25 protein-coding genes are annotated in these 25,647 nt (G+C 69.9%); 10 read left to right on the top strand and 15 right to left on the bottom strand.

Features of this window, described 5'->3' with window-relative positions; translation table 11 throughout:
• Positions 1–2,016: type VII secretion-associated serine protease mycosin (gene mycP / locus VGR06_RS33385; protein WP_327563177.1), on the top strand; the 2,016-nt coding region annotated here is incomplete at its 5' end.
• Here the strand turns inward: mycP and VGR06_RS33380 are convergent.
• Positions 1,998–2,417: a nitroreductase/quinone reductase family protein gene (locus VGR06_RS33380; RefSeq protein WP_327563176.1), complete on the bottom strand. Its 420-nt coding sequence runs from the start codon at positions 2,415–2,417 to the stop codon at positions 1,998–2,000. The two genes, mycP and VGR06_RS33380, sit on opposite strands and share 19 nt — an antisense overlap.
• Complete coding sequence (locus VGR06_RS33375; protein WP_327563175.1) at positions 2,417–5,272, bottom strand: helix-turn-helix transcriptional regulator; 2,856 nt, start codon at positions 5,270–5,272, stop codon at positions 2,417–2,419. The genes VGR06_RS33380 and VGR06_RS33375 overlap by 1 nt, the downstream gene beginning before the upstream one ends.
• A gap of 182 nt (positions 5,273–5,454) precedes the next feature.
• Between VGR06_RS33375 and VGR06_RS33370 the strand changes: the two genes are divergently transcribed.
• Positions 5,455–6,186, top strand: coding sequence for a class I SAM-dependent methyltransferase (locus VGR06_RS33370; RefSeq protein WP_327563174.1), 732 nt, complete (start codon positions 5,455–5,457; stop codon positions 6,184–6,186).
• 39 nt (positions 6,187–6,225) lie between these two features.
• On the top strand, positions 6,226–7,443 hold the full coding sequence (locus VGR06_RS33365; protein WP_327563173.1) for a hypothetical protein: 1,218 nt from the start codon (positions 6,226–6,228) through the stop codon (positions 7,441–7,443).
• On the opposite strand, the gene VGR06_RS33360 is transcribed toward VGR06_RS33365, so the two are convergent.
• Complete coding sequence (locus VGR06_RS33360; RefSeq protein ID WP_327563172.1) at positions 7,444–8,235, bottom strand: maleylpyruvate isomerase family mycothiol-dependent enzyme; 792 nt, start codon at positions 8,233–8,235, stop codon at positions 7,444–7,446. It abuts the gene before it with no gap.
• A 39-nt stretch (positions 8,236–8,274) separates the two neighbouring features.
• Positions 8,275–9,393: a steroid 3-ketoacyl-CoA thiolase gene (locus VGR06_RS33355; RefSeq protein ID WP_327563171.1), complete on the bottom strand. Its 1,119-nt coding sequence runs from the start codon at positions 9,391–9,393 to the stop codon at positions 8,275–8,277.
• A 163-nt stretch (positions 9,394–9,556) separates the two neighbouring features.
• Between VGR06_RS33355 and VGR06_RS33350 the strand changes: the two genes are divergently transcribed.
• The gene (locus VGR06_RS33350) at positions 9,557–10,783 is read left to right on the top strand and encodes a cytochrome P450 (RefSeq protein ID WP_327563170.1); all 1,227 of its coding nucleotides are present in this window, start codon (positions 9,557–9,559) and stop codon (positions 10,781–10,783) included.
• 396 nt (positions 10,784–11,179) lie between these two features.
• Here the strand turns inward: VGR06_RS33350 and VGR06_RS33345 are convergent, their stop codons facing one another.
• Positions 11,180–11,620: a MarR family transcriptional regulator gene (locus tag VGR06_RS33345; RefSeq protein ID WP_327563169.1), complete on the bottom strand. Its 441-nt coding sequence runs from the start codon at positions 11,618–11,620 to the stop codon at positions 11,180–11,182.
• A gap of 113 nt (positions 11,621–11,733) precedes the next feature.
• Between VGR06_RS33345 and VGR06_RS33340 the strand changes: the two genes are divergently transcribed.
• Positions 11,734–12,372 (top strand): SDR family oxidoreductase, encoded by a 639-nt coding sequence (locus tag VGR06_RS33340; RefSeq protein WP_327563168.1) that lies wholly within the window; start codon positions 11,734–11,736, stop codon positions 12,370–12,372.
• An 86-nt stretch (positions 12,373–12,458) separates the two neighbouring features.
• Positions 12,459–12,848 carry a hypothetical protein gene (locus VGR06_RS33335; protein WP_327563167.1) on the top strand — a complete coding sequence of 130 codons (390 nt, stop codon included), beginning with the start codon at positions 12,459–12,461 and terminating at the stop codon, positions 12,846–12,848.
• Here the strand turns inward: VGR06_RS33335 and VGR06_RS33330 are convergent.
• The 7 genes from VGR06_RS33330 to VGR06_RS33300 form a co-directional block, all read right to left on the bottom strand.
• Positions 12,845–13,264: a nuclear transport factor 2 family protein gene (locus VGR06_RS33330; RefSeq protein WP_327563166.1), complete on the bottom strand. Its 420-nt coding sequence runs from the start codon at positions 13,262–13,264 to the stop codon at positions 12,845–12,847. The two genes, VGR06_RS33335 and VGR06_RS33330, sit on opposite strands and share 4 nt — an antisense overlap.
• Positions 13,261–14,133, bottom strand: a complete 873-nt coding sequence (locus tag VGR06_RS33325) for a TIGR03619 family F420-dependent LLM class oxidoreductase (protein WP_327563165.1) — start codon at positions 14,131–14,133, stop codon at positions 13,261–13,263. The genes VGR06_RS33330 and VGR06_RS33325 overlap by 4 nt, the downstream gene beginning before the upstream one ends.
• Positions 14,130–15,284 (bottom strand): thiolase domain-containing protein, encoded by a 1,155-nt coding sequence (locus VGR06_RS33320; RefSeq protein WP_327563164.1) that lies wholly within the window; start codon positions 15,282–15,284, stop codon positions 14,130–14,132. The genes VGR06_RS33325 and VGR06_RS33320 overlap by 4 nt, the downstream gene beginning before the upstream one ends.
• A 175-nt stretch (positions 15,285–15,459) precedes the next feature.
• Complete coding sequence (locus tag VGR06_RS33315) at positions 15,460–16,512, bottom strand: thiolase domain-containing protein (protein ID WP_327563163.1); 1,053 nt, start codon at positions 16,510–16,512, stop codon at positions 15,460–15,462.
• Positions 16,513–16,520: 8 nt separating this feature from the next.
• Positions 16,521–17,471, bottom strand: a complete 951-nt coding sequence (locus VGR06_RS33310) for a Zn-ribbon domain-containing OB-fold protein (protein WP_414637389.1) — start codon at positions 17,469–17,471, stop codon at positions 16,521–16,523.
• A gap of 63 nt (positions 17,472–17,534) precedes the next feature.
• Positions 17,535–17,789: a hypothetical protein gene (locus VGR06_RS33305; RefSeq protein WP_327563161.1), complete on the bottom strand. Its 255-nt coding sequence runs from the start codon at positions 17,787–17,789 to the stop codon at positions 17,535–17,537.
• Positions 17,790–18,119: a DUF6247 family protein gene (locus tag VGR06_RS33300; protein WP_327563160.1), complete on the bottom strand. Its 330-nt coding sequence runs from the start codon at positions 18,117–18,119 to the stop codon at positions 17,790–17,792.
• A gap of 89 nt (positions 18,120–18,208) precedes the next feature.
• Between VGR06_RS33300 and VGR06_RS33295 the strand changes: the two genes are divergently transcribed.
• Positions 18,209–19,252 (top strand): LLM class F420-dependent oxidoreductase, encoded by a 1,044-nt coding sequence (locus tag VGR06_RS33295; protein WP_327563159.1) that lies wholly within the window; start codon positions 18,209–18,211, stop codon positions 19,250–19,252.
• A gap of 21 nt (positions 19,253–19,273) precedes the next feature.
• Positions 19,274–20,821: an acyl-CoA synthetase gene (locus tag VGR06_RS33290; RefSeq protein ID WP_414637388.1), complete on the top strand. Its 1,548-nt coding sequence runs from the start codon at positions 19,274–19,276 to the stop codon at positions 20,819–20,821.
• Here the strand turns inward: VGR06_RS33290 and VGR06_RS33285 are convergent.
• On the bottom strand, positions 20,818–22,254 hold the full coding sequence (locus VGR06_RS33285; protein ID WP_327563158.1) for an MFS transporter: 1,437 nt from the start codon (positions 22,252–22,254) through the stop codon (positions 20,818–20,820). The two genes, VGR06_RS33290 and VGR06_RS33285, sit on opposite strands and share 4 nt — an antisense overlap.
• A 102-nt stretch (positions 22,255–22,356) precedes the next feature.
• On the opposite strand from VGR06_RS33285, the gene VGR06_RS33280 reads away from it, so the two are divergent.
• Positions 22,357–23,211 carry a helix-turn-helix transcriptional regulator gene (locus tag VGR06_RS33280; protein WP_327563157.1) on the top strand — a complete coding sequence of 285 codons (855 nt, stop codon included), beginning with the start codon at positions 22,357–22,359 and terminating at the stop codon, positions 23,209–23,211.
• Positions 23,212–23,251: 40 nt separating this feature from the next.
• On the opposite strand, the gene VGR06_RS33275 is transcribed toward VGR06_RS33280, so the two are convergent.
• Both VGR06_RS33275 and VGR06_RS33270 read right to left on the bottom strand, forming a co-directional pair.
• Positions 23,252–23,671, bottom strand: coding sequence for a hypothetical protein (locus VGR06_RS33275; protein WP_327563156.1), 420 nt, complete (start codon positions 23,669–23,671; stop codon positions 23,252–23,254).
• 147 nt (positions 23,672–23,818) lie between these two features.
• Complete coding sequence (locus VGR06_RS33270) at positions 23,819–24,619, bottom strand: crotonase/enoyl-CoA hydratase family protein (protein ID WP_327563155.1); 801 nt, start codon at positions 24,617–24,619, stop codon at positions 23,819–23,821.
• Between the two features lie 57 nt (positions 24,620–24,676).
• Here VGR06_RS33270 and VGR06_RS33265 point away from each other — a divergent pair.
• Positions 24,677–25,647: AMP-binding protein (locus tag VGR06_RS33265; RefSeq protein ID WP_327563154.1), on the top strand; the 971-nt coding region annotated here is incomplete at its 3' end.

The raw sequence follows: 25,647 nt of genomic DNA, 5'->3' as shown, positions 1-25,647 counted from the left end.
CAGTCGGACCACAACGGCAGGCTGTGCCTGGGCCTGGTGGATTCCCGTCCAGAGGCCAAATTCCGTGGCCCGACGAGCCTGGAGTTCGAGCACGTTCGAACGGCCCTGTACCACTGCAATGCCCGAACCAAGATCGTCATCCTGGACTGCTGCTTTGCCGGTCTCGCGGTCCAGCCTCACGCTGCTCTCGGTGTCCGTGATGTGGCGGACCGCGCGCGCTGCGACGGCGCCTACACGATGGCGGCGAGCGCGGAGTACGACCTCGCGCGATATGAAGAGGGCGCCACGGGCCGACCGCAGACCTATTTCACCCGATACCTCGCCGACGTCGTCGAGCAAGGAATAGGCGGCCACGGCGAGGCGCTGACCCTGCAGGTCCTCTTTCACGAAACATCATCCCGAATGCGGGCGAGCCGTCTTTCTCCGCCCACGCAAGCGAATCGGGACAACGCGAGCATGTTTCCCTTCTCCCGCAACCCGGCCGCGGTAGACACCGCCGACCTGCCGCCGGGATTGGTGGAGGCACTGCGCAACCCCCTTCCCGATGTTCGCGGCGCAGTCGTGCTGAGCCTGCGCGACCTGGCCAACTCCGGCGATCCGCGCCAGGCTGAGGCGGCAGGTAACGCCCTGCGGCACTTGGCCGAGCACGATCCTGACACCGGCATCCGCCGTCGCGTCGGCAGGGCGTTGTCGGAGCTTGCGGATACTCCCACGCCCTCGGGCCCGACCCGAGGGCGTCCTTTGCGGTTATGGGCAGGACGGTCCGCTCCTCAGCGGGCGGTGATCGTACTGGTCGTGGTAGCCCTGGTCGCCGCTCTGACCGCCGACGCGTTCACCGTCCTGAAACCAGGAGAATCAGCCGCAAACATCCCTTTGCCCGATCGTCGCCCCACCGGCTCGGATCAGCAGCAGGTTGAGACCCTGGTGAAGCCCTCGCCCCTGCCTGCGGACTTTTCGTTGCCTCGCGATAGGGGTGAACCCGATGCCAAATACGAGCAAAAAATCACGTGCGTCACATCGTTGACTGGGCCAATTCCAGTTCAGGAGCCCTGGGGGCAGGCTCGTCTTGATCTCCGAAAGGCGCACGGATACGCTACGGGTGCAGGGCAGCAGGTCGCGGTCATCGACACCGGGGTCAACCGGCACAACTTCCTGGGCACCCGGGTGACCGGTGGTGGCGACTATGTGAAGCCTAATAGCGACGGGCTGGAGGACTGCGACGGGCACGGCACCGAGGTCGCCGGAATCATCGCCGCCAGTCCGCCGTACGGCAGCACTGAGTTTATCGGAGTCGCTCCACAGGCGAAGATACTGAGCATTCGGCAGTCGACCGCCGCATACACCACGAAGGTCGACGGAGCCGAACGTGCCGCCGGCACTCTGGACACGTTGGCGCAGGCCGTCATCAACGCGGCCAACAAGAATGCGACCGTCATCAACATCACGGTCAATAACTGCCGGACAGCCGGCCTGGGTCCGATCAACGACGCGGAACAGGGCCTCCAGGCCGCATTACGCTATGCAGTTGAGGTGAAGAAAGCCGTCGTCGTGGTTCCGGCCGGCGATTGTCAGCCCCAGAACGGATCGGATATCAACCATCCGAACGTTATCAGCATACCGGCATGGTTCTCCGACTATGTCATCTCAGTGGCGAGTGTGAAGCAGGACGGCAGGCCGACCGACTCGTCACTTCACGGCCCGTGGGTCAGTGTAGCTGCCCCGGGCACCGACATCATTTCCCTGGATCCGGGCAATCCGACGCGGCTTACCGAGAGGTTCATATCCACGGAGGGAAAGGAGAGCCGGATCACTGGAACGGCATTCGCCTCGGCCTATGTCGCCGGTCTCGCCGCACTGGTCCGGGAGTACCGTCCCCAACTGACCCCCAAGCAGGTCATGAACAGAATCAAGTACACGGCCAACCATCCGAGCGCGGTGGACGGCTGGAACGACGAGGTCGGGTTCGGCTTGATCAACCCGGTCGCCGCGTTGACGGCTCAGGTACCGGGCGAATAGGACTCGGCTCGCTCCAGGACCACCACGGGGATGGTGCGGTCGGTTTTGGCTTCGTGGTCGGCGAAGAAGGGGTAGTGGGATTTGAGCATGGTCCAGAGGTGGGTGCGTTCGGGGCCGGCGGTGGGGATGGCGCGGGCCTGGTATTTCTCGGTGCCGACTTCGACGGTGACGGTGGGGTTGGCGGCGAGGTTGAGGTACCAGTCGGGGTGGGTGGGGGCGCCGATGTCGGAGGCGATGACGATGACGCGGTCCGGGTCGAGGCGGTGGAACATCATCGGGGTGGTGTAGGGGTTGCCGGATTTTCGGCCGGTGGTGGTGAGCAGCAAGAGGCGGTCGCGGTGCATGCCCTCGATCTCGCCGCCGGCGCGGAACTGTTCGATGACGCGGCGGTTGGCGTCCATCAGGGTCCCTTTCGTTGATCGTAGGCGGCGGCGTGGATGCGGCTGCGGAGGCCGAGTTTGCGCAGGATGTTGGAGACGTGGACGCTCGCGGTCTTGGTGCTGATGAACAGTTCCGCGGCGATCTCGGCGTTGGTGAGGCCGCGGCCCACCAACCTCAGCACCTCGGCCTCGCGGGCGGTCAGACCGTGACTGTCGCTTGTGGACTCTATCGGTGCGTCCGCGGACACGGTCAGGCGGGCGCGCTCGGCCAGGCCGTCGACCAGCGCGGCGAGCGGGTCGGCGGCCAGCTCCGTGGCGACGGCTCGCGCGGCCGACAATGCTTCCGTGGCGCGGGTGCGGGAACCCCGGGACAGCAGCGTCGCCTCGGCGAGCCGGAACTGCGCGTAGCCGAACAGGAAACGGTCGACACCGGCAGTCCGAACGACCTCGTCCCAGGCAGCCGGGTCGGGTTCGGCCGACAGGCGGGTGCGTTCGGCCGCGGCCAGGACGAGCTCGCGGCGGGTGCGCGGCAGCGGCACCGCCCCGTCCGACTCCAAAGTGGACCGGTAGCCGGCGAACGAGGCGAGGATGCGGTCCGCGGCCGCCGCGGAGCCCGGCAGGTCGACCGGACGACCCGAGATGCGGGCGTCGTCCACCGCGTCCGCCTCCACCGCGACGCCGACCGAAACCAGGCGCGCGGCCAGGTACATGTCCTCGCCGGTCAGCGCCAGCGCAAGCCCGTCCCGCGCCAGCCGTCGCGCGTCCGCCCAGCGCCGTTGCACCGCCGCGAGCAGGGCGCGCAACGCCGCGAGCTCGGTGCCGTACTGCACGTCCTCCTGGCCGTCCAGCACCGCGCCGGTGCGCTTCAACAACTCCTCGGCCTCGGTCCACCGGCCGCGCCGCAGCAGCACGCCGGCGCGCGGCAGGTCGACGAAGATCCAGTTGAACGGATCGGCGGTGAGATCGTCCGGATCCTCCAACGTGTCAAGGGCTTCGTCCCAGCGGTGCAGCTCGGCCAGCGCCCGGACCGCGTTGCCCACGATCGGCAGCAGGTAGATGTCGAAGCCCAGCTCGCGGGACCGGGAAACCCCTGCCCGCGCCATCGCCAGCGCCTCCTGATGGTGATCAGTCCACATCAGACCTTCGGGCAGGTTCACGTAGCCCACCCCGATGAACCGCGGGTTGCCCACCTGGTGCGCCCAGGTGTGCTGGCGGCGCAGGAAGTCCAGCCCGACGTCGACGTGCCCGAGCATCAGGTGTCCGATGCCCAGCGCCATCAGCGACCGGTTCGTCGCCATGTCCTCGCCCCCGGCCTCGGCCCGCGGCAGCAGCTCCGCGGCCCGCCGGATGCAGGACCGGAACCGGGCGGCCAGCATCTCCAGCGCCATCGGCCAGGACGCGATCCGGAGCTGCGCGGGCGACTCCGGCGGCAGCAGCTCGACCGCCCGCTCGCTGGTGCGCCACGCCAGTTCCCAGTCGCCGGCGCTGCGGGCCTGATAGGACAGTCGTTCGTAGGCCAGCGCCACCCGCTCCGGATCCGCCGCCGCGTCAAGGAGTCCGAGCCGCTGCCGGGTCAGCTCCACCGCGCGGTGGTTGCGCCCGGCCAGGCTGGCCGCCTCGGCCGCCTTCTCCAGCAACGACTCCAGATCGACACCGGGCGAGCCGACCTCGGGAAACCGCCGCAGCGCCCGCTCGTAGTGCGCGTGCGCCTCCGCGGGCGCGAGGCCGTCGTCGGCCGCGCCGGCGGCGAGCACGGACGCGGCCAGCGCCTCGGCCGGCTCACCCGCCTCGTCCCAGTGGTGCGCCAGCTCCGCGGCGACCCCGGCCGCGGACGCGGTGAACGCGAGCGACGGGTTGTCCCGCAGGCACCGCGCCACCCGCGCGTGCGCGTGCCGCCGCTCACCCGGAAGCAGGTCCCGGTACAGGGATTCCTGGATCAGCGCGTGCCGGAACGCGTAGGCGTCGGGCTCGACGGTGACCAGCTGACCGTGGTCGACCAGCTCGCGCAACGCCGTGTCCCTATCGGACAGTGGGGCGATGGCGGCCAGCAGGTCGTGCGGCACCGTGCGCCCGACCACGGAGGCCAGCCGGGCGAGCCGCTGCGCCCCGGTGGACAGCCGGGCCAGCCGGGTGATCACCACCTCGCGCACGGTCCCCGGCACCTCGCCCCGGGTCGGCCACGCGGCCAGCAGCTCCTCGGTGAAGAACGGGTTGCCCTCGGCGCGCGTCACCAGCGCGTCGATCACCTCGGCGGCCGGCGGCGCGCCCAGGATCCCGCGGGCCAGCGCCACCACCTCCGGCCGGCCCAGTGGGGCCAGGTCGAGCCGCTGCATCCGGCGCGAGCGGACCAGGTCGGCGACGAGCTTCGCCACCGGGTGGTCGGCGCCGATCTCGTCCGCCCGCAGCGTGGCCACCTGCAGCACCGGCGCGCCGGCCAGTGCCCGGTGCAGGTACAGCAGCAGGTCCCGGGTCGATGCGTCGGCCCAGTGCAGGTCCTCGATCACCAGCACGACCGGACCCGGACCCCCGGCGCCGATCGCATCGGCCACCCGGCGGAACTCGCCGGCCCGGTCCCCACTCGCCCGCCCGTCACCCAGCAGCGGCGGTGCGTCCGGCAGCGATCGAAGCGCTTCGGTGAACGGTGCGTACGGGATGTCCGCCTCGAACTGCAGGCACCCGCCGGTCAGCACGGTCGCGCCGGCGGCCAGGGCCTCCTCGGTGAACGCCTGCACCAGCCGGGTCTTGCCCACCCCCGCGTCGCCCTGGACCAGCACCAACTGGCCGCCGTCGGTCGCGGTGTCGGTGAGCGCGCCGCGCAGGGCGGACAGCTCGGCCCGCCGTCCGACAATCTCCGGTACCGAGACCCGCCGCGCCACGGCGATCAGTATCTACCAGGTGGGGGTGGGCCCTGAGCCCCTGCCGCCTGCAGGGCGGAGGGGGCTGGGGCCAGCACTGTTAAGGCACCTACGGCGCTCATCTAAGACTTCGCCCAATGTGTAAGTATCGCGCGGCCTGGAGCATCTACTCATCACGTAGCCGCGAGCGTGAGGAGACAGCGATGGCATCGGCCCTGGTCCAGGACTCGTTGTGGGACCGGCATGCGCGGGACTGGACCTGCCTGCAGGAGACCAGACACCGGCCGCTGCGCCGGGCGCTGCTGGGTGCGCTCGGCCCGCTGGACGGCGTTCGCCTGCTCGACGTGGGGTGCGGCGTCGGGCTGCTGCTGCGCGAGGCGGCCGAGCGGGGTGCGTGGGTGGCCGGCGTGGACACTGCGGAGGAGCTGCTCGAGGTGGCCCGCTGGGCGCTGCCGGACGCGGACCTGCGGGTCGGCACACCGGTCGCCCTCCCGTACGACAACGGGCGGTTCGACGTGGTCACCGCCTGCAACACGCTGCGCTACGCGGCCGATCATGGCGCGGCGCGGGCCGAGCTGGTGCGCGTGGTGCGACCGGGCGGCCGGGTGGCGACCGGCGACTGGGCCGATCCGGTGGGCTCGCTCAGCCGTGACTTCCTGGACCGGCTGGCGCCGGAGCCCCCGGCCGGCGACGGGGCGGCGGGCCTGGTCCGGATCGATGGCAGCGAGCTCGACTTTCCGGTCACCTACCCGGATCTGGCCACCGCCTGGTCGGCGATGGCCGCGCGCGGCTGGGTCGCTCGCGTGATCGACATCGCTGGCAAGGAGGCGGTGTACGAAATCTTCCTGGACGTGTTCGCCCCGGCCGTGCGCCTGGACGGCACGATCCGCGACCACAACGTGTTCCGCTACGAGGTCACCGAAAAGCCTGTCTGAGAACCGGAACGCCGGCGGCCCGGGCGGTGTAGGACAGGCATGAGACCGGTTTTCCTTGCCTTGGCCGCCGTCCTCGTCGCGGCCGGCTGCTCCGTGCCCGCACCGCCGCCCGAGGCACCGCGCGGATTCGTGTTCTACCAGGCGGAGCACGGCATCACCGTTGCCGACGGCCGGGGCACGGTGCTCTCCGGCGACGCCACGGTGGCCAGCGCCGACTGGTCGACGCTGTACGCCGTGCGGGGGAGTGAGCTGGTGACCTTCGATCCGGGCACGAACCGGACGCTGGCCACCGCCCCGGTGCCGAGCGGGTTCACCGCCACCGCCGTTTCCGTCGACGGCGATCTCGTGGCGCTCACCGAGGGCGCCAAAGCAGACCGTCCGGTCGGTAAGTCGGCGACGAGGATCATCGTGGCCGACCCCACGGGGAAGCGGCCCGCGAAGGAACTGACCCTCGCCGGCAATTTCGAGCCGGAGGCGTTCTCCTCGGGCGGGGACTTCCTGTTCGTTCTGGAGTACCTACCGGCGAACGCCCCGGAGCGCTACCGGGTGCGCCGTGTCGTGCTGGACTCCGGCGAGGTGCAGCCGTTGCTGCTGCGGGACAAGCGGGTGGTGCCGGCCGGGGCCGAGGAGGAGATGCGCGGCGAGGGCCGGCAAGCGGTGCTCGCTCCCGACCGCAACCGGCTCTACACGCTCTACCTGCACCAGGGCGATCACCAGCACACCCGCGACCTGATCGCCGGCCGGCACGCGCCCGACGGCCGGCCCGTGCACGCGTTCGTGCACGTGCTCTCGCTGACCGAGGGCTGGGCCTACTGCCTCGACCTACCCGACCCGTTCGGCCTGCACCCCGCCGGCACGCACGCGCTGACGATCTCCCCGGACGGCCGCACGCTCCACGTCGTCGAGACGGAGACCGGGCAGATCGCGGTCGCCGACACCGAAAGCCTGACCATCACCCGGGTCACGCCGGTCCCCGGCGAGCCGTCCGGAGCCGGCGACGCCGCTCTGTCCTTCGCGCCCGCCGGCGACGCGCTCTACCTGAGCGCCGGAAACCTGGTGCGGCGCCTGGATTCCTCGACGCTCCGGGTGGACGCCACGTGGCCGCAGCCGGCGCCGGTGCACGGCCTCGCGGTCAGTCCGGACGGCCGCAGGGTCCTCATCGGACAGAAAGATCACATCGCCTGGATCGACGTCGTCTCCGGCCGGACCGCCGGCACCGTCGCCGCCGCCGGCCTGATTCGGTTGCGGCACGCCTGATCAGAACGGGACCCGTGCTGCGGCAAGGGTTCCCGTCGCCTCGGGGTCGCCGTCGACCGGAGACTCGATCGGGCGGCCGGAGAGCAGACGGAGGCACTCGACGGCGTCCAGGCGCACCGTGGCGTCCGGCCTGCCCGCGCCCAGCGTCCAGCGGCCGCCGGCCGGGCCGGTCAGTTCGAGCACAAGTGCCGGCCCGGACCACGCCACGCCGAGATCCCGGACGACCTGCGCGACGATCTCGGTTTCGTGGTCGCCATGCACCCTCGGCCGGCCCGTGGCGCGACTGAGGTCCACCCGGTGCATCCAGATGTCCCGGGCGGCGATCACGTCGAGAATGTAGGCCAGCCGCGGGTCCGGCAGCGGGTCGTCGGGGAAGAGCCGGGTGACCGGGAGCCGGCGCACGAACTGCGGGACGCGGCGGTTGGCGCGTACCGCCTTCGGCCCGAGCCGGGCCAGCATCCCGATCACCTCGGCCGGCGGGCGCCGGCCGAGGTCGTCGACTTGCTGCCGGGTCATCGCGTCCAGGCGGCGGAGCGATGGGTAGCGGCGGTGCCCGAGCCGGTGCCGCCGGAGGAACACCCACGGTTTCGCCGCGCCCTCGAACTGGCCCACCACATGGGCGAGCAGTTCCCGGACCGTCCACTCGGCACAGTCGGTCGGTTTGGACCAGTCATCGCCGTCGAGTTCGCGCGCCGCTGCGAGGAACGCGGCGGCCTCGGCGGCGGTAAGGCTTGCCGCCAGGTCGGGTGAGGTCGGCCGAATCTCACGCGCCGGCTCGGCAGTCAACGTCATGGTGCGCCTCCTCCCACCGCCGGGGAGGAAGGTACCGCGTCAGAGCCGTTCGATGATGGTGCCGGTGGACAGGGCCCCGCCGGCGCACATGGTGATCAGCGCGGTGGTCGCGTCCCGGCGCTCCAGCTCGTGCAGCGCGGTGGTGATCAGCCGGGTGCCGGTGCTGCCGACCGGGTGACCGAGCGCGATGGCGCCGCCGTTGACGTTGACCCGGTCCGGATCCGGTTCATGTACCTGGATCCAGGACAGAACCACGGACGCGAACGCCTCGTTGACCTCGAACAGGTCCAGGTCCCCGATCTTCATGCCGGTGCGGTCCAGCAGCCGCTCGGTGGCCTGCACCGGGCCGTCCAGGTGGAAGTACGGGTCGGCGCCGACCAGGCACTGGGCGACGATCCGGGCGCGGGGGCGCAGGCCGAGCGCGCGGGCCCGGGCGGCGTCCATCAGCAGCACCGCGGAGGCACCGTCGGAGATCTGCGAGGACGTGCCGGCGGTGTGCATCCCGCCCTCCAGCACGGGTTTGAGCGCGGCCAGACCGTCCATTGTGGTCTCCCGCAGACCCTGATCACGGTCGACGCCGGCGACCGGGACGACCTCGGTGTCGAACCGGCCCTCGTCCCAGGCGCGCCGGGCCTTCGCCTGCGAGCCCTCGCCGAAGCGGTCGACGTCCACCCGGCGCAGGCCGCGATGGCTGGCGATCCGCTCGGCGGCGACGTACTGGTTGGGCAGGTCGATCTCCCACGAGTCCGGGCGCGGCGTACCCACGTCGGTGCCGAGGTTGCTGCGCAGCGGAACCCGGCTCATCGCCTCGACCCCGCAGGCGACGCCCACGTCGATGGCGCCGGCCACGATGAGGGCGGCGATCAGGTGGGTGGACTGCTGCGCGGATCCGCACTGGCTGTCCACGGTTGTGGATCCCGTCTCGTGGGGCAGACCCGCGTGTAGCCAGGCGGTTCGGGTCACGTTGTTGGACTGCTCTCCGGCCTGTGTCACGCAGCCACCGATCACCTGCTCGACGAGTGCCGGGTCGATGCCGGCGCGCTCGACCACGCCGCGCTGGGCAGCCCCGAGCAGTTCGGTGGCATGCAGCCCGGACAGCCAGCCGCCTCGTTTGCCGATCGGCGTCCGCGCCGCCGCCACGATCACCGGTTCACCCATAACTACCAAGCTAGAACACGTTCACTACCGTACGCAATGCCGAGTTACACCTGTTCACAAGTCGCTGGAGGGGTGTTATGGTCGGCTTGTTAACACCGTTCGCTAGATCACTAGTAGAACGTGTTACAGATCCGTGCCGCCGGCTGCAGCGTAGGAGGTATCCGTGGTCGCACCTCAGCTTCCCCTCGGCTTCGACTTCACCGACCCGGACATGTACCGGCTGCGCGTCCCGGTCGAGGAGTTCGCGGAGGTGCGCGGCACCGCGCCGGTCTGGTGGAACCCGCAGCCGAAGGGCATCGCGGGGTTCGGCGACGACGGCTACTGGGTGGTCAGCAAGCACGCCGAGGTCAAGGAGGTCTCGCGGAACAGCGAGGTGTTCTCCACCTGGGAGAACACGGCGATCATCCGGTTCAACGAGGACATGACCCGGGACCGGATCGAGATGCAGCGGCTGATCCTGCTCAATATCGACCCGCCGCACCACACGAAGTTGCGCGGCATCGTCTCGCGCGGCTTCACCCCCAAGGCGGTGCACAGCCTGCGCGCGACGCTGGCCGACCGGGCGGAGCGGATCGCCAAGGAGGCCAAGGAAAAGGGTGCCGGCGACTTCGTCACCCAGGTGGCCTGCGAGCTTCCGCTGCAGGCGATCGCCGAGCTACTCGGCATCCCGCAGGAGGACCGGCACAAGGTGTTCCACTGGTCCAACCAGATGGTGGCCTACAGCGACCCCGAGTACTCGATCGACCCGATGGCCGCCTCCGCCGAGCTCCTCGGCTACGCCTGGAACATGGCCGAGGACCGCAAGAAGTGCCCGATGGGTGATATCGCCACCAAGCTCGTCAACGCCGACATCGACGGCGAAGGCCTCACCTCCGACGAGTTCGGCTTCTTCGTGCTCCTCCTCGCCGTGGCCGGCAACGAAACCACCCGCAACGCCATCACCCACGGCATGCACGCCTTCCTGAACCACCCCGACCAGTGGGAGCTGTTCAAGTCGGAGCGCCCCGCCCCCGCCGCCGACGAGATCGTCCGCTGGTCCACGCCCGTCATGGCCTTCCAGCGCACCGCCACCCAGGACACCGAGCTCGGCGGCGCCGAGATCAAGGCGGGCCAGCGCGTCGGCCTCTTCTACAGCTCCGCCAACTTCGACGCCGACGTATTTTCGGAGCCCGACCGCTTCGACATCACCCGGGACCCCAACCCCCACCTCGGCTTCGGCGGCTCCGGCGCCCACTATTGCATCGGCGCCAACCTCGCCCGCCTCGAGATCGACCTCATCTTCAACGCCATCGCCGACCACATGCCCAACATCCGCCAGGTCGCCAAGCCCCGCCGCCTCCGCTCCCCCTGGCTCAACGGCATCAAGGAATACCAGGTCAGCTACGCCTGACGGCCCGCAGGCAGACCCAGGCCGGCCGGCGTGTCCCGCCCTGGCGTAGCCGTGTTCCGGCCTCATGTCGTTGTGTTCCGGCCCCGCGTAGCCGTGTTCGGTCTTCGCGCACCGAGCCTGACCACGCACCGGCCGGAGAAGAACGGGACGATGGACCGGGTGGCCATTAGCCACGAGGTGAGGTCCGGGTCATTGGCTTCTCGACCTGTCAACTCGCCTACGTCGAAGAATGCAGGCTCTTGACCGTCGCGTCCGAGGTCGAACCACAGGTTGCCTGCCAATCCCGACAACACGCCGAGCAGCACCACACACGGCAAACGGGCCTTGGCTCTTCTCCGGGTTCGTGCCGCGCGGGGCACGGCCCGGGTAGATGATCTTGGCTGTGGACAACTTCGGTCAGGGTTTGCCCAGGTCGTCGGCGGCTTGGCGGCCGGCGTCGGCCACTTGGCGCAGGAACTTGGCGATGAGCTCGAGCTGGTCGAGGTCGTAGCCGGAGCAGATGCGGTTGAGGCGGGAGTTCATTCCGGAGTAGAGGGTCAGCATCTCGGCGAGCCGGTGCCGGGTGCTGCCCACGACGAGGGCGCGGCGGTCGGTGGCGTCCCGGTCGCGGGTGATCCAGCCGGCGCGTTCGAGGCGGTCGAGGATGCCGGTCATGGTGGCCGGATGCAGGCCGGCGCGGCGGGCCAGGGTGCCGGGGCTGAGCGGGCCGTGCCGGTCGAGTAGATCCAGGACCTCGAGGTCGCCGTCCTTGAGCTCGACGCGCATGCCGACCTGGTGGTTGAGCCGGGCCAGCTCCGAGCGCAGGTCGCGCAGCCCGTCGCCGATGGCGTTCGTCACGCGACGGCGGTGGCGGCCTGGAGTTTCAGAAGGTACGTTGTTCATATAGTTCGAGTTTCGTATCGTATGAGCTCCGGAGGATCAATCTACCCGGCGCACAGGGAGGTAGCCCGATGAAGATGACGGTTTTCGGCGCGACCGGAGGGATCGGCCGCGAGGTGGTGCGGCAGGCGCTGGACGCCGGGCACACCGTGACGGCGGTGGTGCGGGACGCCGCCCGGCTGGGCATCGCGCACCCGGCGCTGGAGGTGGCGGTCGTGTCGGGGCTCACCGATCCGGAGCCGCTGACTGCGGCGCTCGCCGGCAGCGACGCCGCGCTCTCCGGCGTGGGTCCGCGCAGCCGCAAGGACACGACCGTCGCGTCCACCTCGACCCGCGCCATCCTTCGCGCCATGGAGATGGCCGGCGTCCCCCGCTTCACCGCGGTCAGCGCCGTGCCGGTCGGCCCGATCCCGGACGACGACAGCTTCCTCAACCGCCGCATCCTGTACCCGATGATCAAGTCCTTGTTCCGCGAGATCTACGCCGACCTTGCCAGGATGGAGGACGAGATCCGCCGCAGCGGGACCGAGTGGACCATCGTCCGCCCTCCTCGCCTCACCGACAAACCCCTCACCGGCTCCTACCGCACGGCCATCGGCGCCAACGTCCCGCGCGGCAACGTCATCTCCCGCGCCGACGTGGCCCACGCCATGCTCGCCGCCCTCGACGACCCCGCCACCGTCAACCAGGCGATCGGCGTCGCGAACTAGGCACTGCCCCTTGGGGCGGGGGGCGCTGCCCCGCCGGTGTCCCGGCAAGGCGGGCTGCCGTGCTCCGGCTGCAGCAGGCTGGTCAGGTGGCAGGTCGCAGACGCGTATGGGCCGCCGGCCTGGCGGCCGTGGCCGGTTGCGTCGCGGCGGCGTGCAGCAGCGGCTCGGGGGCGGCCGGCGAGTTCTGCACCGGCTATGCCAACGCGCTGCATGATCTCGTCGTCGCCGCCCGCCAGTACAACGCGTACCCGGCGAACTTCGCCAGCATCTACGAGTCCACAATGGACAGATTGACGGAGCTCCGCCGGACCGCGCCGGACGACAAGCTGCGCTCCGCGTTCGACACGGCCGCGTTCACGTTTTCCGTGTTCGGCGCCGATGCGGGCTTCGCCGACTTCCTGACCCGCGCGGACTTCTCGGAGAACGCGGTGGTGCGCACCTGCTCCGCCGACTACGGGGTGGACGTCAAGGTCTAGACCCGCCGCATGGTGGCCACGGCCCGGTCGGTCTCCCAGAACGCGCGCAGCGAGCGGATCAGGCCGGCCTCGTCGACCCGGTAGACGAACACGCCCTCGGTGTCGATCCGGATGCCGCCGGGCAGGAACGCGGAGATCGTGCCGACGTTGGCCACCTCGGCGCCGGCCGCGAACGAGTCGATGATGTCGAACTCGAAGCGCTCGGCCAGCGCGATCGCCTTGTCCCAGAACGCGGAGACGGCCGCGCGGCCGTGGTGCCCGGTGCCGTCCGGGTCGAACATCGACGGGCCGACGGGATCCTCGACCACCGCGTCCTCGGCGAACAGCGCCAGCCACTCGTCCTTGGCGCCCCGCGTGACCGCGTCCATCGAACGCTGTGCCGCCAGGCGGGCCGGGTGGGTCACGGTCGTGGTCATGCCATTCTCCCGATGATCTCGTCGGCGAACCGCTTGATGCCGTCCCGTTTCGCCTCGAGCGGCCCGTCGAACGGCACGCCGTAGAACAGCCACGGCACGACGATCGCGTCGGTCACGCCGATCTCCGCCTGGGCGCGGTAGCCGTCCAGCCCGAACCGGTCGATGCACACCGCCTGGATCTCGAACGGCTCCTCGGCGCGCCCGTACCCGGCCCGGAGCTTCCGCAGCAACTCGATGGTGTCCCGCAGCTCGTCGAACTTCATCATGGCCGAGGACCAGCCGTCGCCGACCCGGGCCGCGCGCCGCAGCCCGGCATCGCTGTGCCCGCCGACGTAGATCGGCACCGGCGAGGTGGGCGCCGGGCTCATCTGCAACCGGTCGAAGGCGTAGAACTCCCCGGCGTAGGAGACCATGCCGCCGCCGAGGATGAGCCGCAGGATCTCGATCGCCTCGTCCGCCCGCTTGCCGCGATGATCGAACGAGGCGCCGCACCACAGCGATTCTTCCGGCGCCCAGCCGAGCCCCACACCGAGCCCGAACCGGTTGCCGGTCAGCGCGGCGACCGAGCCGACCTGGCGGGCCAGCAGCACCGGGTTGCGCGGGTTGAGCTTGAGCACCTGGGTGTAGAACCGGATCGACGTGGTGACCGCGCCCATGGCCGCGGCCGCGACCATCGGATCGACCCACGGGGTGTCGGCCGTCCAGAACCGCGCACCGTCCACTGTGTACGGATACTTCGCGGACACCCGCTCGGAGAAGAACAGCGAGTCGGGCAACGCCACCGAGGCGAACCCGCACTCCTCGGCGGTTTTCGCCAGCTCGGTGAGCTGGTCCAGCGGGCTCAACGCGATTCCGAGGGTGAACTTCATGGCTTCTCCGCTCCTACCACCCACATGGCGAAGAACTGCGACCCGCCGCCGTAGGCGTGCCCCAGCGCCCGCCGGACACCATCTACCTGATGCTCACCGGCCCGGCCCAGCACCTGCATGGCTGCCTCGGCGAACCGTAGCATCCCTGACGCGCCAATGGGATTCGACGAGAGCACGCCGCCGGACGGGTTCACCGGCAGCCGCCCGCCGATCTCCGTCTCGCCCGCCTCGGTGACCTTCCAACCCTGACCTTCCGTGGCGAAACCCAGGTTCTCCAGCCACATCGGCTCGAACCAGGAGAACGGCACGTAGAGCTCCGCGACGTCGATCTCGGCCAGCGGGTCGGTGATGCCGGCCTGCCGCCAGAGAGCGGCCGCCGCGTCCCGGCCGGCCCGCGGGTTCACCTGGTCACGCCCGGCGAACATGGTCGGCTCGGTGCGCATCGCGGTGGCGTGGATCCAGGCCGCCGGCCGCCCCGCCGTGGCGCGCTCGTCGCCGATCACCACCGCGCAGGCGCCGTCCGAGGACGGGCAGGTCTCGTCGTAGCGGATGGGGTCCCAGAGCATGGTCGAGGCCCGCACCGACTCCACCGTGATGTCCGGCTGGCGCAGGTGCGCATACTGGTTCCTGGCTCCGTTGCGCCGGTCCTTCACCGCGACCAGCGCGCCGATGTGCTCGGGCGCGCCGGAACGCCGGATGTAGGAGCGCACATGCGGCGCGAAGTACCCGCCCGCGCCGGCGCCGACCGGCATCGTGAACGGCGGATGGATGGACAGCGCCCACATCGCGTTGGACTCCGACTGCTTCTCCCAGGCCACCGCGAGCACCCGCCGGTGCACGCCGGCCTGCACCAGGCTCGCCGCGACGTTCGCCGTCGACCCCCCGACCGAGCCGGCGGTGTGCACGCGCAGCAAGGGTTTCCCGGTCGCGCCGAGCGCGTCGGCCAGCGACAGCTCGGGCATCATGACGCCCTCGAACAGGTCCGGCGCCTTGCCGATCACCACCGCGTCGATGTCGGCGAACGTGACGTCCGCGTCGGCCAGCGCCCGGTCGATCGCCTCCCGGCACAGCCCCGCCATCGACACGTCGGTGCGCTTGGACCGGTGATGCGTCTGCCCCGTGCCGAGTACGGCGGCGGGCCGCCCACTCATGCCGTTTCTCTCAACTCGGGAATGTTGGCCGATGTCGTGGGTCGCTTCGGGTGGTGGGTCGCCGGACCGCTCCTCGGGCAGACCGTGTCCCACCGGGGGCAAGCCCCCAGACCCCAGTTCCTCGGGCCCACCTCGTCGCGGTGGGCCAACTCCCTCGCCCGGCATTCCGCAAGCTTCATGCCGCCTCCATGACGCACACCAGATTCTGTTGCAGGGCAGGGCCGCTGGTGGCGTGCGCGAGCACTTTTCCCGCCTTCCCAGCCATGATCTGCTTCGCCGCTTCACCGATGCGGGCGAGGCCGGCGGCGAACATCGGGTTGCCGCACAGCGCCCCACCGGACGGGTTGATCCGCACCTCGTCGCCGAGCCCGAGTGCCTGGCGGAGCAGGATCTCCTGATGGGTGAACGGCGCGTGCAACTCGGCCACCTCGATTCCGCCGGCATTGGCGGCCTTCGCGGCGGCCACTGTGGACGGTGACGTGGTGAGGTCGCGGGCGCCGAGGCTGGCGGACTCGACGCGGTGCTCGAAGCCCGTGATCCACGCCGGCCGCTCGGCGATCTCCCGGGCCCGGTCACCCGCGGCCAGCACGATGGCCGCGGCGCCGTCGGAGATCGGCGCGCAGTCGTGTGCCCGCAAAGGATCCGCCAGGTAGGGCTGGGCGAGCAAATCGTCAGCGGACTCGTCGCCGCGCAGTTGGGCGTGCGGGTTGCGGCCGGCGTCGGCCCGGCTGCGCACGGCCACCCCGGCCATGGCGCGCTCGGTCCACAGTCCGGCGTCGAGACCGAGGCGGGCTTGCAGCGCGGCGATGCTCACTGCGTCCGGCCACAGTGGAGCGACCGTGTACGGGTCGAGCTGCAGCGCCAGCACCCGGCGAAGGTCACCCGCGGAGGACTTGCCGAACCCGTACACCAGCGCGGTGTCCACCTCGCCGGTGCGGATCTTCACCCAGGCTTCGTAGAGCGCCCACGCGCCGTCCATCTCCACATGCGACTCGTTGATCGGCGGGAACGCGCCGATCGCGTCCACCGCCGATACGAACGAGAACGCCCGCCCGGCAAGGTAGTCCGACGATCCCGAACACCAGAACCCGATGTCCTGTTTGGACAATCCGGTCGCGGCCAGCAGCTCGGCGAACACCGGTATGAGCATCTCCACGCCGTTGGTGGTCGCCTCGGTGTTCCGCACGTTCGGTGCCTGGGCGAAGCCCACGACCGCGATGTCCCGCATGCTCACACTCACAAGTGGTTGGCGTACGACTCGAACGGCGCGTCCGGCTCGCCGGTCGGCCGGAAGTGGTCGATGTTCTGCGTGGTGGTGCCCCATTCCGCACGCGGCCGCCAGTGCGCGCGCACCCGCATGCCCATCCGCACCTCCGCCGGCTCGCAGCCCAGAACCAGGTGCAGGAAGGCGATGTCCGCGCCGTCCAGCAGGATGTACGCGGCCACGTAGGGCGGGGGTATCCGCTGCCCCAGGAACGGCACGTTCACGATGCAGAACGTGGTCACCGTCCCGGTGTCCGGCAGCTCCACGTTCTCCACGGTCGGCACACCACACGTCGGACACGCGCCACGCGCCGGCATGTACACCTTGCGGCACAACGGACATCGCTGCCCGATCAGCCTGCCCTCAGCCAGGCCCCGCAGATAGACGTCCTCCCCGGGCGACACCGTATGGTCCACGGTCAGGTGCACCGGCGTCGTGATCATGGTGACCGGCTCGGGCGACGACTCACCGGCCGGCGTCGTTGCCGGCATGGTTCCCTCCAACGGCTCGAAGCACTCGATGTCCCGGATCCCGTTTCTGCGCACAGCCGCCCACCGCACCCGCACCCGCATCCCGGTCCGCATCCGCTCCGGCGACCCGGCGTCCACCGCATGCAGCATCGCCGTGTCCGCCCCGTCCAGCCGCATCAGCGCCCACCCGAACGGCCGCTGAAGCGGTTGACCCGCAAGAGGTTTCGGCATCCACGACCAGGAGACGACGGTCCCCTCGGTCCCCACCTCGACCAGTTCGCCCAACGCCTCCGCGGTCACCGGGTCAAACTCCACCGGCGGCACATGTACCCGCCCGTCCGACCCGCGCACCCCGAGGATCCGGCTCCCGGCCAGCCCGGTCGCGAACGCACTCAGCACCGGCCCCAGCGACCGCGTGTAGTCAAACCCCACCTCAAGCGGCGCGCTCAACACTCCCTGCCTCGCGGTCACCCCACGAGTGAAACACGTTCTAGTTTCTCCGGCAAGGTTGGCGCGTCAGTCGAGCCAAGTCACGTACAACACGTCAACGCGCCTTTGGTGTTCCAAGATCAGGTAGGTGATCATGCCTTCGTGGTGTGGACCGAACGTCAAGTTCCGAACCTGGGCTTCTGGGTTCTCCTTGTTGATCAGATCGCCGCTCCACGGAGCAACCTCGAGGAGTGTCCGCAGCTCGGCATAGCTGCTGAGGGCATGGGCGGGCAACGCATCGACCTGTGGCTTTGCTTGCTCGTCGGTCTCGACGCGGTACACCTACATGCCGGCCTTTGCCCTGGTGACCGCCAAGGGCTCGTCCTCGGGTACGGGTTCGCCGGTCAGCAGCTCAGCCGCTCGGCGAACTATCCGCCGGAAACTCACCGGATCCCGCTGTAGGAGGGCGGTGCGGCGCCAGTGCTCCAACGTCTTGAACAGCTCAGTCAGATCTAGGTTCTCGCGGGCGCTGGCCAATGCTTCGCGGTAGTCGGCGTCGAACTTCTCACGGTCCTCTGGTAGCAGATGGGCCCGGATGTCGTGCGGTGACGCGCCCTGCCTCAGCGGATGTCCAGCCTCTGGCTGGTCGTCGTAAGCCCACGTCGCGGTCACACGGACACGATAGCCCATGACCTGGTGGAAACGCCTTGTATCGATCGGGTGGTCGAGGGCGTGTTGCAACACGTTCTACTATCGCCGGCATGAAGCTTGGACTGCAGTTGGGGTACTGGGGGGCGGGGCCGCCGGGCAACACCGCGGAGCTGGTCGCCGAGGCGGAGCGGGCGGGGTTCGACGCGGTGTTCGCGGCTGAGTCGTGGGGGTCGGACGCGTTCACTCCCTTGGCGTGGTGGGGTTCGAGCACTGAGCGTGTCCGGTTGGGCACCTCGGTGGCACAGCTCTCCGCCCGGGCGCCCGCGGCCTGCGCCATGCACGCGTTGACGCTCGACCACCTGTCGAACGGGCGGGCGATCCTGGGGCTGGGCGTGTCGGGGCCCCAGGTGGTGGAGGGGTGGTACGGCGCTCCGTTCGGCAAACCGTTGGCGCGGACCAGGGAGTACGTGGACATCGTGCGCCAGGTGCTGGCCCGGGAGGCGCCGGTCCGCAGCGCCGGGCCGCACTATCCGCTGCCGTTCGAAGGGCCTGGCGCGGAGGGGCTCGGCAAGCCGCTCAAGCCGATCGTGCACCCGCTGCGGAGCGACCTGCCGATCTGGCTCGGCGCCGAGGGGCCGCGGAACGTCAAGCTGGCGGCGGAGATCGCCGACGGGTGGCTGGCGATCTACTTCTCGCTGCGCCTGGCCGAGCAGTACAACGCATGGCTGGACGAGGGGTTCGCCCGGCCGGCCGCCCGGCGCGGGCGCGGCGACTTCGAGGTCGCGGCCAGCGCGCAGATCGTGGTCACCGATGATCCACGGGCCGAGATCGACCGGATGCGGCCGGTGATGGCGCTGTATCTCGGCGGGATGGGGGCCGAGCAGCGCAACTTCCACGCGGATCTGTTCCGGCGCATGGGATACGGGCCGGTGATCGACGAGGTCACGGCCCTCTTCCGGGCCGGACGCAAGGCCGAGGCGGCCGCCGCGGTACCGGACGAGCTGGTCACCGAGATCGCGATCATCGGCTCGGCGGCCGAGGTCCGCGAGCAGGTGGACGCGTGGGAGAAGGCCGGGGTCACGATGATGCTGGTGAGCTGCCGGGACACCGCCCAGATCCGGACACTGGCGACGGCCGTCCTTGCCGAGAACTGAAACACGTTCTAGATTGACCCGGTGACCGCGACCGGCCTGTGGAACATCGCCCGTGAGGAACCGGAACGCATTGCCGTGATCGGCCCGGACGGCGAGCGGAGCTACGGCGACCTGGCTGCGACCGCCAACCGGTACGGTCGCGGCCTGCAGGCGATGGGCCTCGAGCCCGGCGACGCCATCGTGATGTTGCTGCCCAACACGAGCGACGTGCCGGCGGTGTACTTCGCCGCCACCCAGATCGGGCTCTACATCGTCGCGGTGAACTGGCACCTGGTCGGCCCGGAGATCGCCTACATCCTGGATGACTGCGGTGCCAAGGCATTCATCGCGCACGAGCGGTTCGCCGACGTCGCCGTGGACGCGGCCGTCCAGAGTGGACTCGACCCGTCCGCGCGGTTCTCGGTCGGGCGGATCCCGGGTTTCCGCCCGCTCGAGGAGCTCGCTGCCGGCCAGTCGGGCGAGCCGCCGGAGCGCCGGACCCTGGGCGCACCGATGCTCTACACGTCGGGCACCACCGGCCGCCCCAAGGGTGTGCGCCGCCCGCTCACCGGGCAGGATCCGCACGAGGTTCCACCGATCGCGCCGGCGTTCTTCGGCTTCTTCGGCATCAAGCCGCACGACGGCCACGTGCACCTGTGCGGATCCCCGCTCTACCACACCGCGGTGCTGAACTTCGTGGCCATCTCAGTCCAGTTGGGACACACCGCGGTGCTGATGGACCGCTGGGAGCCCGAGGAGATGCTGCGTCTCATCGAGACCCACCGTGTCACACACACCCACATGGTGCCCACCCAGTTCCACCGGCTGCTCGCGCTGCCGGAGCGGATCCGGTCCAAGTACGACGTTTCCTCGCTTCGCGCGGCGATCCACGGCGCTGCCCCGTGCCCGGTCGAGGTCAAGCGCCGCATGCTCGAGTGGTGGGGCCCGGTGGTGATCGAGTACTACGCCGCGACCGAGGGCGGCGGAACCGTGATCAGCGCGCGGGACTGGCTCAACAAGCCTGGTTCGGTCGGGCTGCCGTGGCCGGGCTCGGTGGTCAGGGTGCTGGACCAGGACGGCAACGACGTACCCCCGAATGAGCCCGGCCTGGTGTACATGCGCATGGGCACCTCCACCTTCGAGTATCACAAGGACTCGGCGAAGACCAACGCCAGCCGGGTGCGCGACCTGTTCACCCTCGGCGACGTCGGGTACCTCGACGAGGACGGCTACCTGTTCCTGCGCGACCGGAAGAACGACATGATCATCTCCGGCGGGGTGAACATCTACCCTGCGGAGATCGAGAACGAGTTGTCCTGCCATCCCAAGGTGGCCGACGTCGCCGTGTTCGGGGTGCCCAACGAGGACTGGGGCGAGGAGATCAAAGCCATCGTGCAGCCGGTGGACGGCGTCGCCGGTGACGCAGCGCTGACCGACGAGCTGCTCGCCTTCGCCGCATCCCGGCTCGCCAAGTTCAAGCTGCCGCGCACCATCGAGTACCGCGACGAGTTGCCGCGGGACCCGAATGGCAAGCTGTACAAGCGAAAGCTCCGTGATCCTTACTGGGTGGGGAAAGAACGCGCGATCTAGCCCACCCGCGGGTCGGGGAGCTTGCGGCCGGCGATGACGATCACCGTCGCGATCAGGATCTGGATGAGCATCACCAGGGCGAACGCGTTCCGGGTGCCGAGCACGCCCGGCTCGGCCAGCCACAGGTAAAGGCTGCCCAGCGTGGCGACCCCTGCGGCCAGCGAAACCTGTTGCGTGGTAACCAGAATGCCGCTGCCGACGCCGGCCCGCTCGGCCGGCACGCGGGAGAGCACCACGCGGAACACCGTCGTCATCGCCATCCCCTGACCGAACCCGGCGATCGCCATGCCGGGCGCGAGCTGCGCGATGTGCAACTCCGGCCAAGCGGTCAGCGTCGTCACGATCATGATGCCGACGCCGAGGAGCTGCACCGCCGCGCCGGCGGGCACCACCAACGGGCCGAACCGGGCCACCAGCCGGCTGCTGATCAGCGACGCGGCCAGGAACGCCACCGCCATCGGCGTGATCGCCAGGCCCGCGCCGAGCGCGTCCACCCGCAGCCCGTCCTGCAGCGTCACCGCGTAGACGAACATGAACGCGCCGAAACCGACGAAGAACGGCGCACCGAGCAGCAGCCCACGCCGCATGCTCGGCATGCCCACGACCGAAGGCGGCACCAGGGGCACCGAACCGGCCCGCTCCGCCCGCCGCTGCGCGGTCACGAAAGCCGCCGCCAGGAACGGAACGGCCCCGAGCAGCAGCCAGACCCACGCCGGCCACCCGAGCGAGTGTCCCTCCATCAGCGGTACCAGCAGCGCCAGCACCAGAAGTCCAAAGAGCACGGTCCCGGTCCGGTCGACGCCCAGCGGGTTGACCGCCCGCGTCTCCGGCACCGTGCGGCGCACGATGAGCAGCGCGACGAGTCCGATGGGGACGTTCACCAGGAAGATCGGCCGCCAGGTGAGGCCGGCGATGTCGGCGTCGACCAGCACCCCGCCGAGCAGCTGTCCGACGATCATGGACAGGCCCGCGGTGGCGCCGTACCAGCCGACCGCGCGGGACCGCCGCTCGCCGGTCGTGGTCGCCTGGATCGTGGACAGCACCTGCGGCACCATCAGCGCGGCGGCCGCACCCTGCGCCGCCCGCGCGACCACCAGCGTGCCGGCCGTCGGCGCCAGCCCGCAGAACAGCGAGGTCAGCGTGAACAGGGCGAGGCCCGCGGTGAACAGCCGGCGGCGGCCGAACGCGTCGCCGAGCCGCCCGCCGAGCACCAGCAGCACCCCGTAGGCGATGCCGTACGCCGCCACCACCAGCTCGAGCATGGCCGGCGAGGCGTCGAGCGTGCGGTCGATGGTGGGGAGCGCGATGTTGACGATGAAGAAGTCGATGATCGACAGACCCGCGCCGAGCAGCACGGTGAGCAGGCCCGCCAGGGAGAGGGTGGCCGGCCCGCTGCCGGCCCGTTCCGGGTCTCTGACCAGAGTCGTAGTCACGGCTACCACGATGCGCCCGATCTGACACTGGTACCTAGAGCGTAGTTATCCTGGTACTCCATCTACCTGGCACCAGGATCTCAGACGTGTCATCCTGGTGCCATGACGGCCACGCTCACCGAGCCCGACGTGGTCCGCCGGCGCGCGCTGGCCACGTTCCTGCGCAGCCGCCGCGAGCGGATCACCCCCGAGCAGGTGGGGCTGCCCGCCGGTGGCCGCCGCCGCACGCCCGGTCTGCGCCGCGAAGAGGTCGCGCAGCTCGCCGGCGTCGGGGTGCCCTGGTACACCTGGCTCGAGCAGGGCCGCGACATCCACGTCTCCGAGCACGTGCTCGACGCCATCGCCGGCACCCTGCACCTCGACCCCTTCGAACGCACCCACCTCTACACGCTGGCCGGCGCCGGCGTGCCGCAGCTCGAGCAGCAGTGCCGCGCCATCTCGCCCGCGCTGCAACTCATGCTGCGCCAACTCGAGCCGTTCCCGGCCACCGTGCAGAACGCCCGCACCGACATCCTCGCGTTCAACCGCAGCTACGACTCGCTGATGTCCGGCGTCTCCGAGCTCCCCTTCGACGAGCGCAACGTCCTCTGGCTCGCGTTCACCAATCCGACGTGGCGAAAATCCCTGGCAGACTGGGAAACCGACTCGCCCCGTCTCGTCGCCACGTTCCGCGCCGCCATGGCCAGCCATATCGCCGAACCCGGCTGGAAGAACCTGGTCAAACGCCTCCGAACCCGATCCCCCGAGTTCGACGCGCTCTGGGACCAGCACGAGATCTCCTCCCCGGAGAACCGCACCAAACGCTTCCTTCACCCCAAACTCGGCCTCATGCGCCTCGACTTCACCCACCTCTGGCTCGGCCCCCGCTCCGAGTTGGTCCTCAAGACCTACACCCCGGTCGACGACGAAACCGCTGAGAAGCTGGAAAAGCTGCGTGCCGCAACGATCAGGGACTAGGGACGCACCGCGCGGCCGCCGCGGTGCGCCCCACCCATCCCTAGAAGGTTCCGGGGAAGCTCTGACTGATGCCGTTGGTGGTATCCGTCACCTTGACGTCGGTGAATTGCACGGTCATCGGAGGTGAGCATTCCGGCTGGAAGGTTGCCGTGAGGCTCAGCGAGAAGTCCGCCTTTCCGTTCTGCACCGGGAAATCGTCGCCCGCGCTGAACGACGCCTTGTTCACGGCCCTCGGGTGGTTCCCGCCGTTGTTGATGCACAGCGCGGTCGCGCTGACCACGATGTGCACCTGTGCGAGGTCGCCGAGTCCGGCTTCCTTTCCGGCCACCGTGAGGGTGTCTCCGGATCTGCTGATCTCAAACGCGTTGTTGATGAAGTGTGCACTCCCTGCCACCGCCGCGGGTGCGCCGAATACAAGGGCGCTGAGAACAGCGAGTAAAATCAAGAGTGGTCGTCGCATGGGATACTCCTTCCGCCGCGCGATATGATCGACCTCATACGTGGGCGGTCGGCCAGTCTATACCTCGAATTCGCATCTGGATAGACGGCCCGCTGCCCGATTGCAATTTTCTGGTTAACGAAGCTAAACCAGCAATTGCCAACGAGGTCAGTGCCCGGTGAACTCCGGCTTCCGCTTCTCGGCGAAGGCGCGGGGGCCTTCCTTGGCGTCCTCGCTGCGGAACACCTCTACGCCGAGGCGGGCGTCGACTTTGAACGCCTCGTTCTCCGGCAGGCCTTCGGTTTCCCGCATGGTGCGGAGGATGGCTTGCACGGCGAGGGGTCCGTTGGCGGCGATGGATTCGGCGATCTCCAGTGCCGTGACCAAAGCCTGGCCGTCGGGGACGACGTGTCCGATGAGGCCGATCGACTTCGCCTCCGGGGCGGTGACGTGGCGGCCGGTCAGGAGCAGGTCGGCGGCGACGGTGTAGGGGATCTGGCGGGGGAGACGGACCGCGGAGCCGCCGAGCGGGAACAGGCCCCAGCGGGCCTCGGAGACGCCGAAGCGGGCGCTCTCGCCGGCCACGCGGATGTCGGTGGCCTGGAGGATCTCGGTGCCGCCGGCGATGGCCGGGCCCTCGACGGCGGCGATCAGCGGCTTGACCAGCCGCCGGCCCTTGAGCAGGGGCTCGATGACGGAGAGGTCCCAGCCGCCGCCGGCGAACGCGTCGCCGGGGTGGGCGGAGGTCATGGCCTTCAGGTCGGCGCCGGCGCAGAACGCGCCGCCGGCGCCGGTGAGCACGCAGACGCGGATGGACGGGTCGGTGTCGACCCGGTCCCAGGCCTCGCGCATGATCGCCATCATCGGCCCGGAGAGCGCGTTGCGGGCGTGCGGGCGGTTCATGGTGACGACGAGGATGTGCCCGCGTTGCTCGACCAGGCAGTGCGGCGCTTCGGTCTCGGTGCTCAACTCGCCTCCAGCCAGCGGGGGATTGCCAGAAACGATAACACGTTCTAGTTTGGTGCCGTGGCCATCAACATCGCTGACCTGTTCGAGCATGCCGTGGACGCCTTTCCCGAGCGGAGCGCCATCGCCTGCGGGGAGCACACGGTGACCTTCGCCGAGCTCGAGCAGCGGGCCAACCGGCTGGCCCACTACCTGGCCGGGCGCGGTGTGGGGACCGGCGCGCATGTCGGGTTCTACGCGCGCAACTCGATCGAAGCGATGGTGACCATCATCGCCGCCTACAAGCTGCGCGCCGTACCGGTCAACGTCAACTACCGGTACGTCGAGAACGAACTGCGCTACCTGTTCGACAACGCCGACCTGGTGGCCCTCGTGCACGACCGCGAGTTCGCCGAGAAGGTGGCCGCCGTGCTGCCGGACGCGCCGCGGCTGCACACCGTCATCGAGACCGAGGAGCTCGCCGCGACCGTCGCCGACCAGTCGCCGGAGCGGGACTTCGCCGAGCGCAGCCCGGATGACATGTACGTCCTGTACACCGGCGGGACCACGGGGTTTCCCAAGGGTGTGATGTGGCGCCACGAGGACGTGTGGCGCGTGCTCGGTGGTGGCATCGACTTCTACTCCGGCCAGCCGCTGCCGGACGAGTGGGCCCAGTCGGAGAAGGGCAAGGCGCAGGGCGTGTCACTGACCCGGCTCGCGTGCGCGCCGCTGATCCACGGTGCGGCGCAGTGGACCGCGCTCCCGGCCCTGTTCGCCGGCGACTCCGTCGTGCTGCTGCCCCAGTTCGACCCGCACGAGGTGTGGAAAGCCGTGGAGCGCCACCAGGTTCGGGTCATCGTGATCACCGGCGACGCGATGGCGCGACCGCTCATCGAGGCGTACAAGGAGGGTGGCTTCGACGGCTCCTCGCTGTACGCGATCTCCAGCAACGCGGCGCTGTTCTCCCCGTCGGTCAAGCAGGAGTACCTGGCGGCGCTGCCCAACGCGGTGATCACCGACGCGATCGGCTCGTCTGAGTCCGGGTTCACCGG

Source organism: Actinophytocola sp. (assembly GCF_036002505.1).
GTDB lineage: Bacteria > Actinomycetota > Actinomycetes > Mycobacteriales > Pseudonocardiaceae > DASYTH01.
The sequence above is the reverse complement of the archived record's forward strand: the minus strand, read 5'-3'. Positions and strand labels throughout refer to the sequence as shown.

Coding starts and splice junctions, on each gene's coding strand:
- VGR06_RS33380 (WP_327563176.1), bottom strand. CDS start 2,417: ATGGACGCCAACCGCCGCGTCATCGAACAGTTCCGCGCCGGCGGCGAG.
- VGR06_RS33370 (WP_327563174.1), top strand. CDS start 5,455: ATGGCATCGGCCCTGGTCCAGGACTCGTTGTGGGACCGGCATGCGCGG.
- VGR06_RS33365 (WP_327563173.1), top strand. CDS start 6,226: ATGAGACCGGTTTTCCTTGCCTTGGCCGCCGTCCTCGTCGCGGCCGGC.
- VGR06_RS33360 (WP_327563172.1), bottom strand. CDS start 8,235: ATGACGTTGACTGCCGAGCCGGCGCGTGAGATTCGGCCGACCTCACCC.
- VGR06_RS33355 (WP_327563171.1), bottom strand. CDS start 9,393: ATGGGTGAACCGGTGATCGTGGCGGCGGCGCGGACGCCGATCGGCAAA.
- VGR06_RS33340 (WP_327563168.1), top strand. CDS start 11,734: ATGAAGATGACGGTTTTCGGCGCGACCGGAGGGATCGGCCGCGAGGTG.
- VGR06_RS33330 (WP_327563166.1), bottom strand. CDS start 13,264: ATGACCACGACCGTGACCCACCCGGCCCGCCTGGCGGCACAGCGTTCG.
- VGR06_RS33325 (WP_327563165.1), bottom strand. CDS start 14,133: ATGAAGTTCACCCTCGGAATCGCGTTGAGCCCGCTGGACCAGCTCACC.
- VGR06_RS33320 (WP_327563164.1), bottom strand. CDS start 15,284: ATGAGTGGGCGGCCCGCCGCCGTACTCGGCACGGGGCAGACGCATCAC.
- VGR06_RS33315 (WP_327563163.1), bottom strand. CDS start 16,512: ATGCGGGACATCGCGGTCGTGGGCTTCGCCCAGGCACCGAACGTGCGG.
- VGR06_RS33295 (WP_327563159.1), top strand. CDS start 18,209: ATGAAGCTTGGACTGCAGTTGGGGTACTGGGGGGCGGGGCCGCCGGGC.
- VGR06_RS33280 (WP_327563157.1), top strand. CDS start 22,357: ATGACGGCCACGCTCACCGAGCCCGACGTGGTCCGCCGGCGCGCGCTG.
- VGR06_RS33275 (WP_327563156.1), bottom strand. CDS start 23,671: ATGCGACGACCACTCTTGATTTTACTCGCTGTTCTCAGCGCCCTTGTA.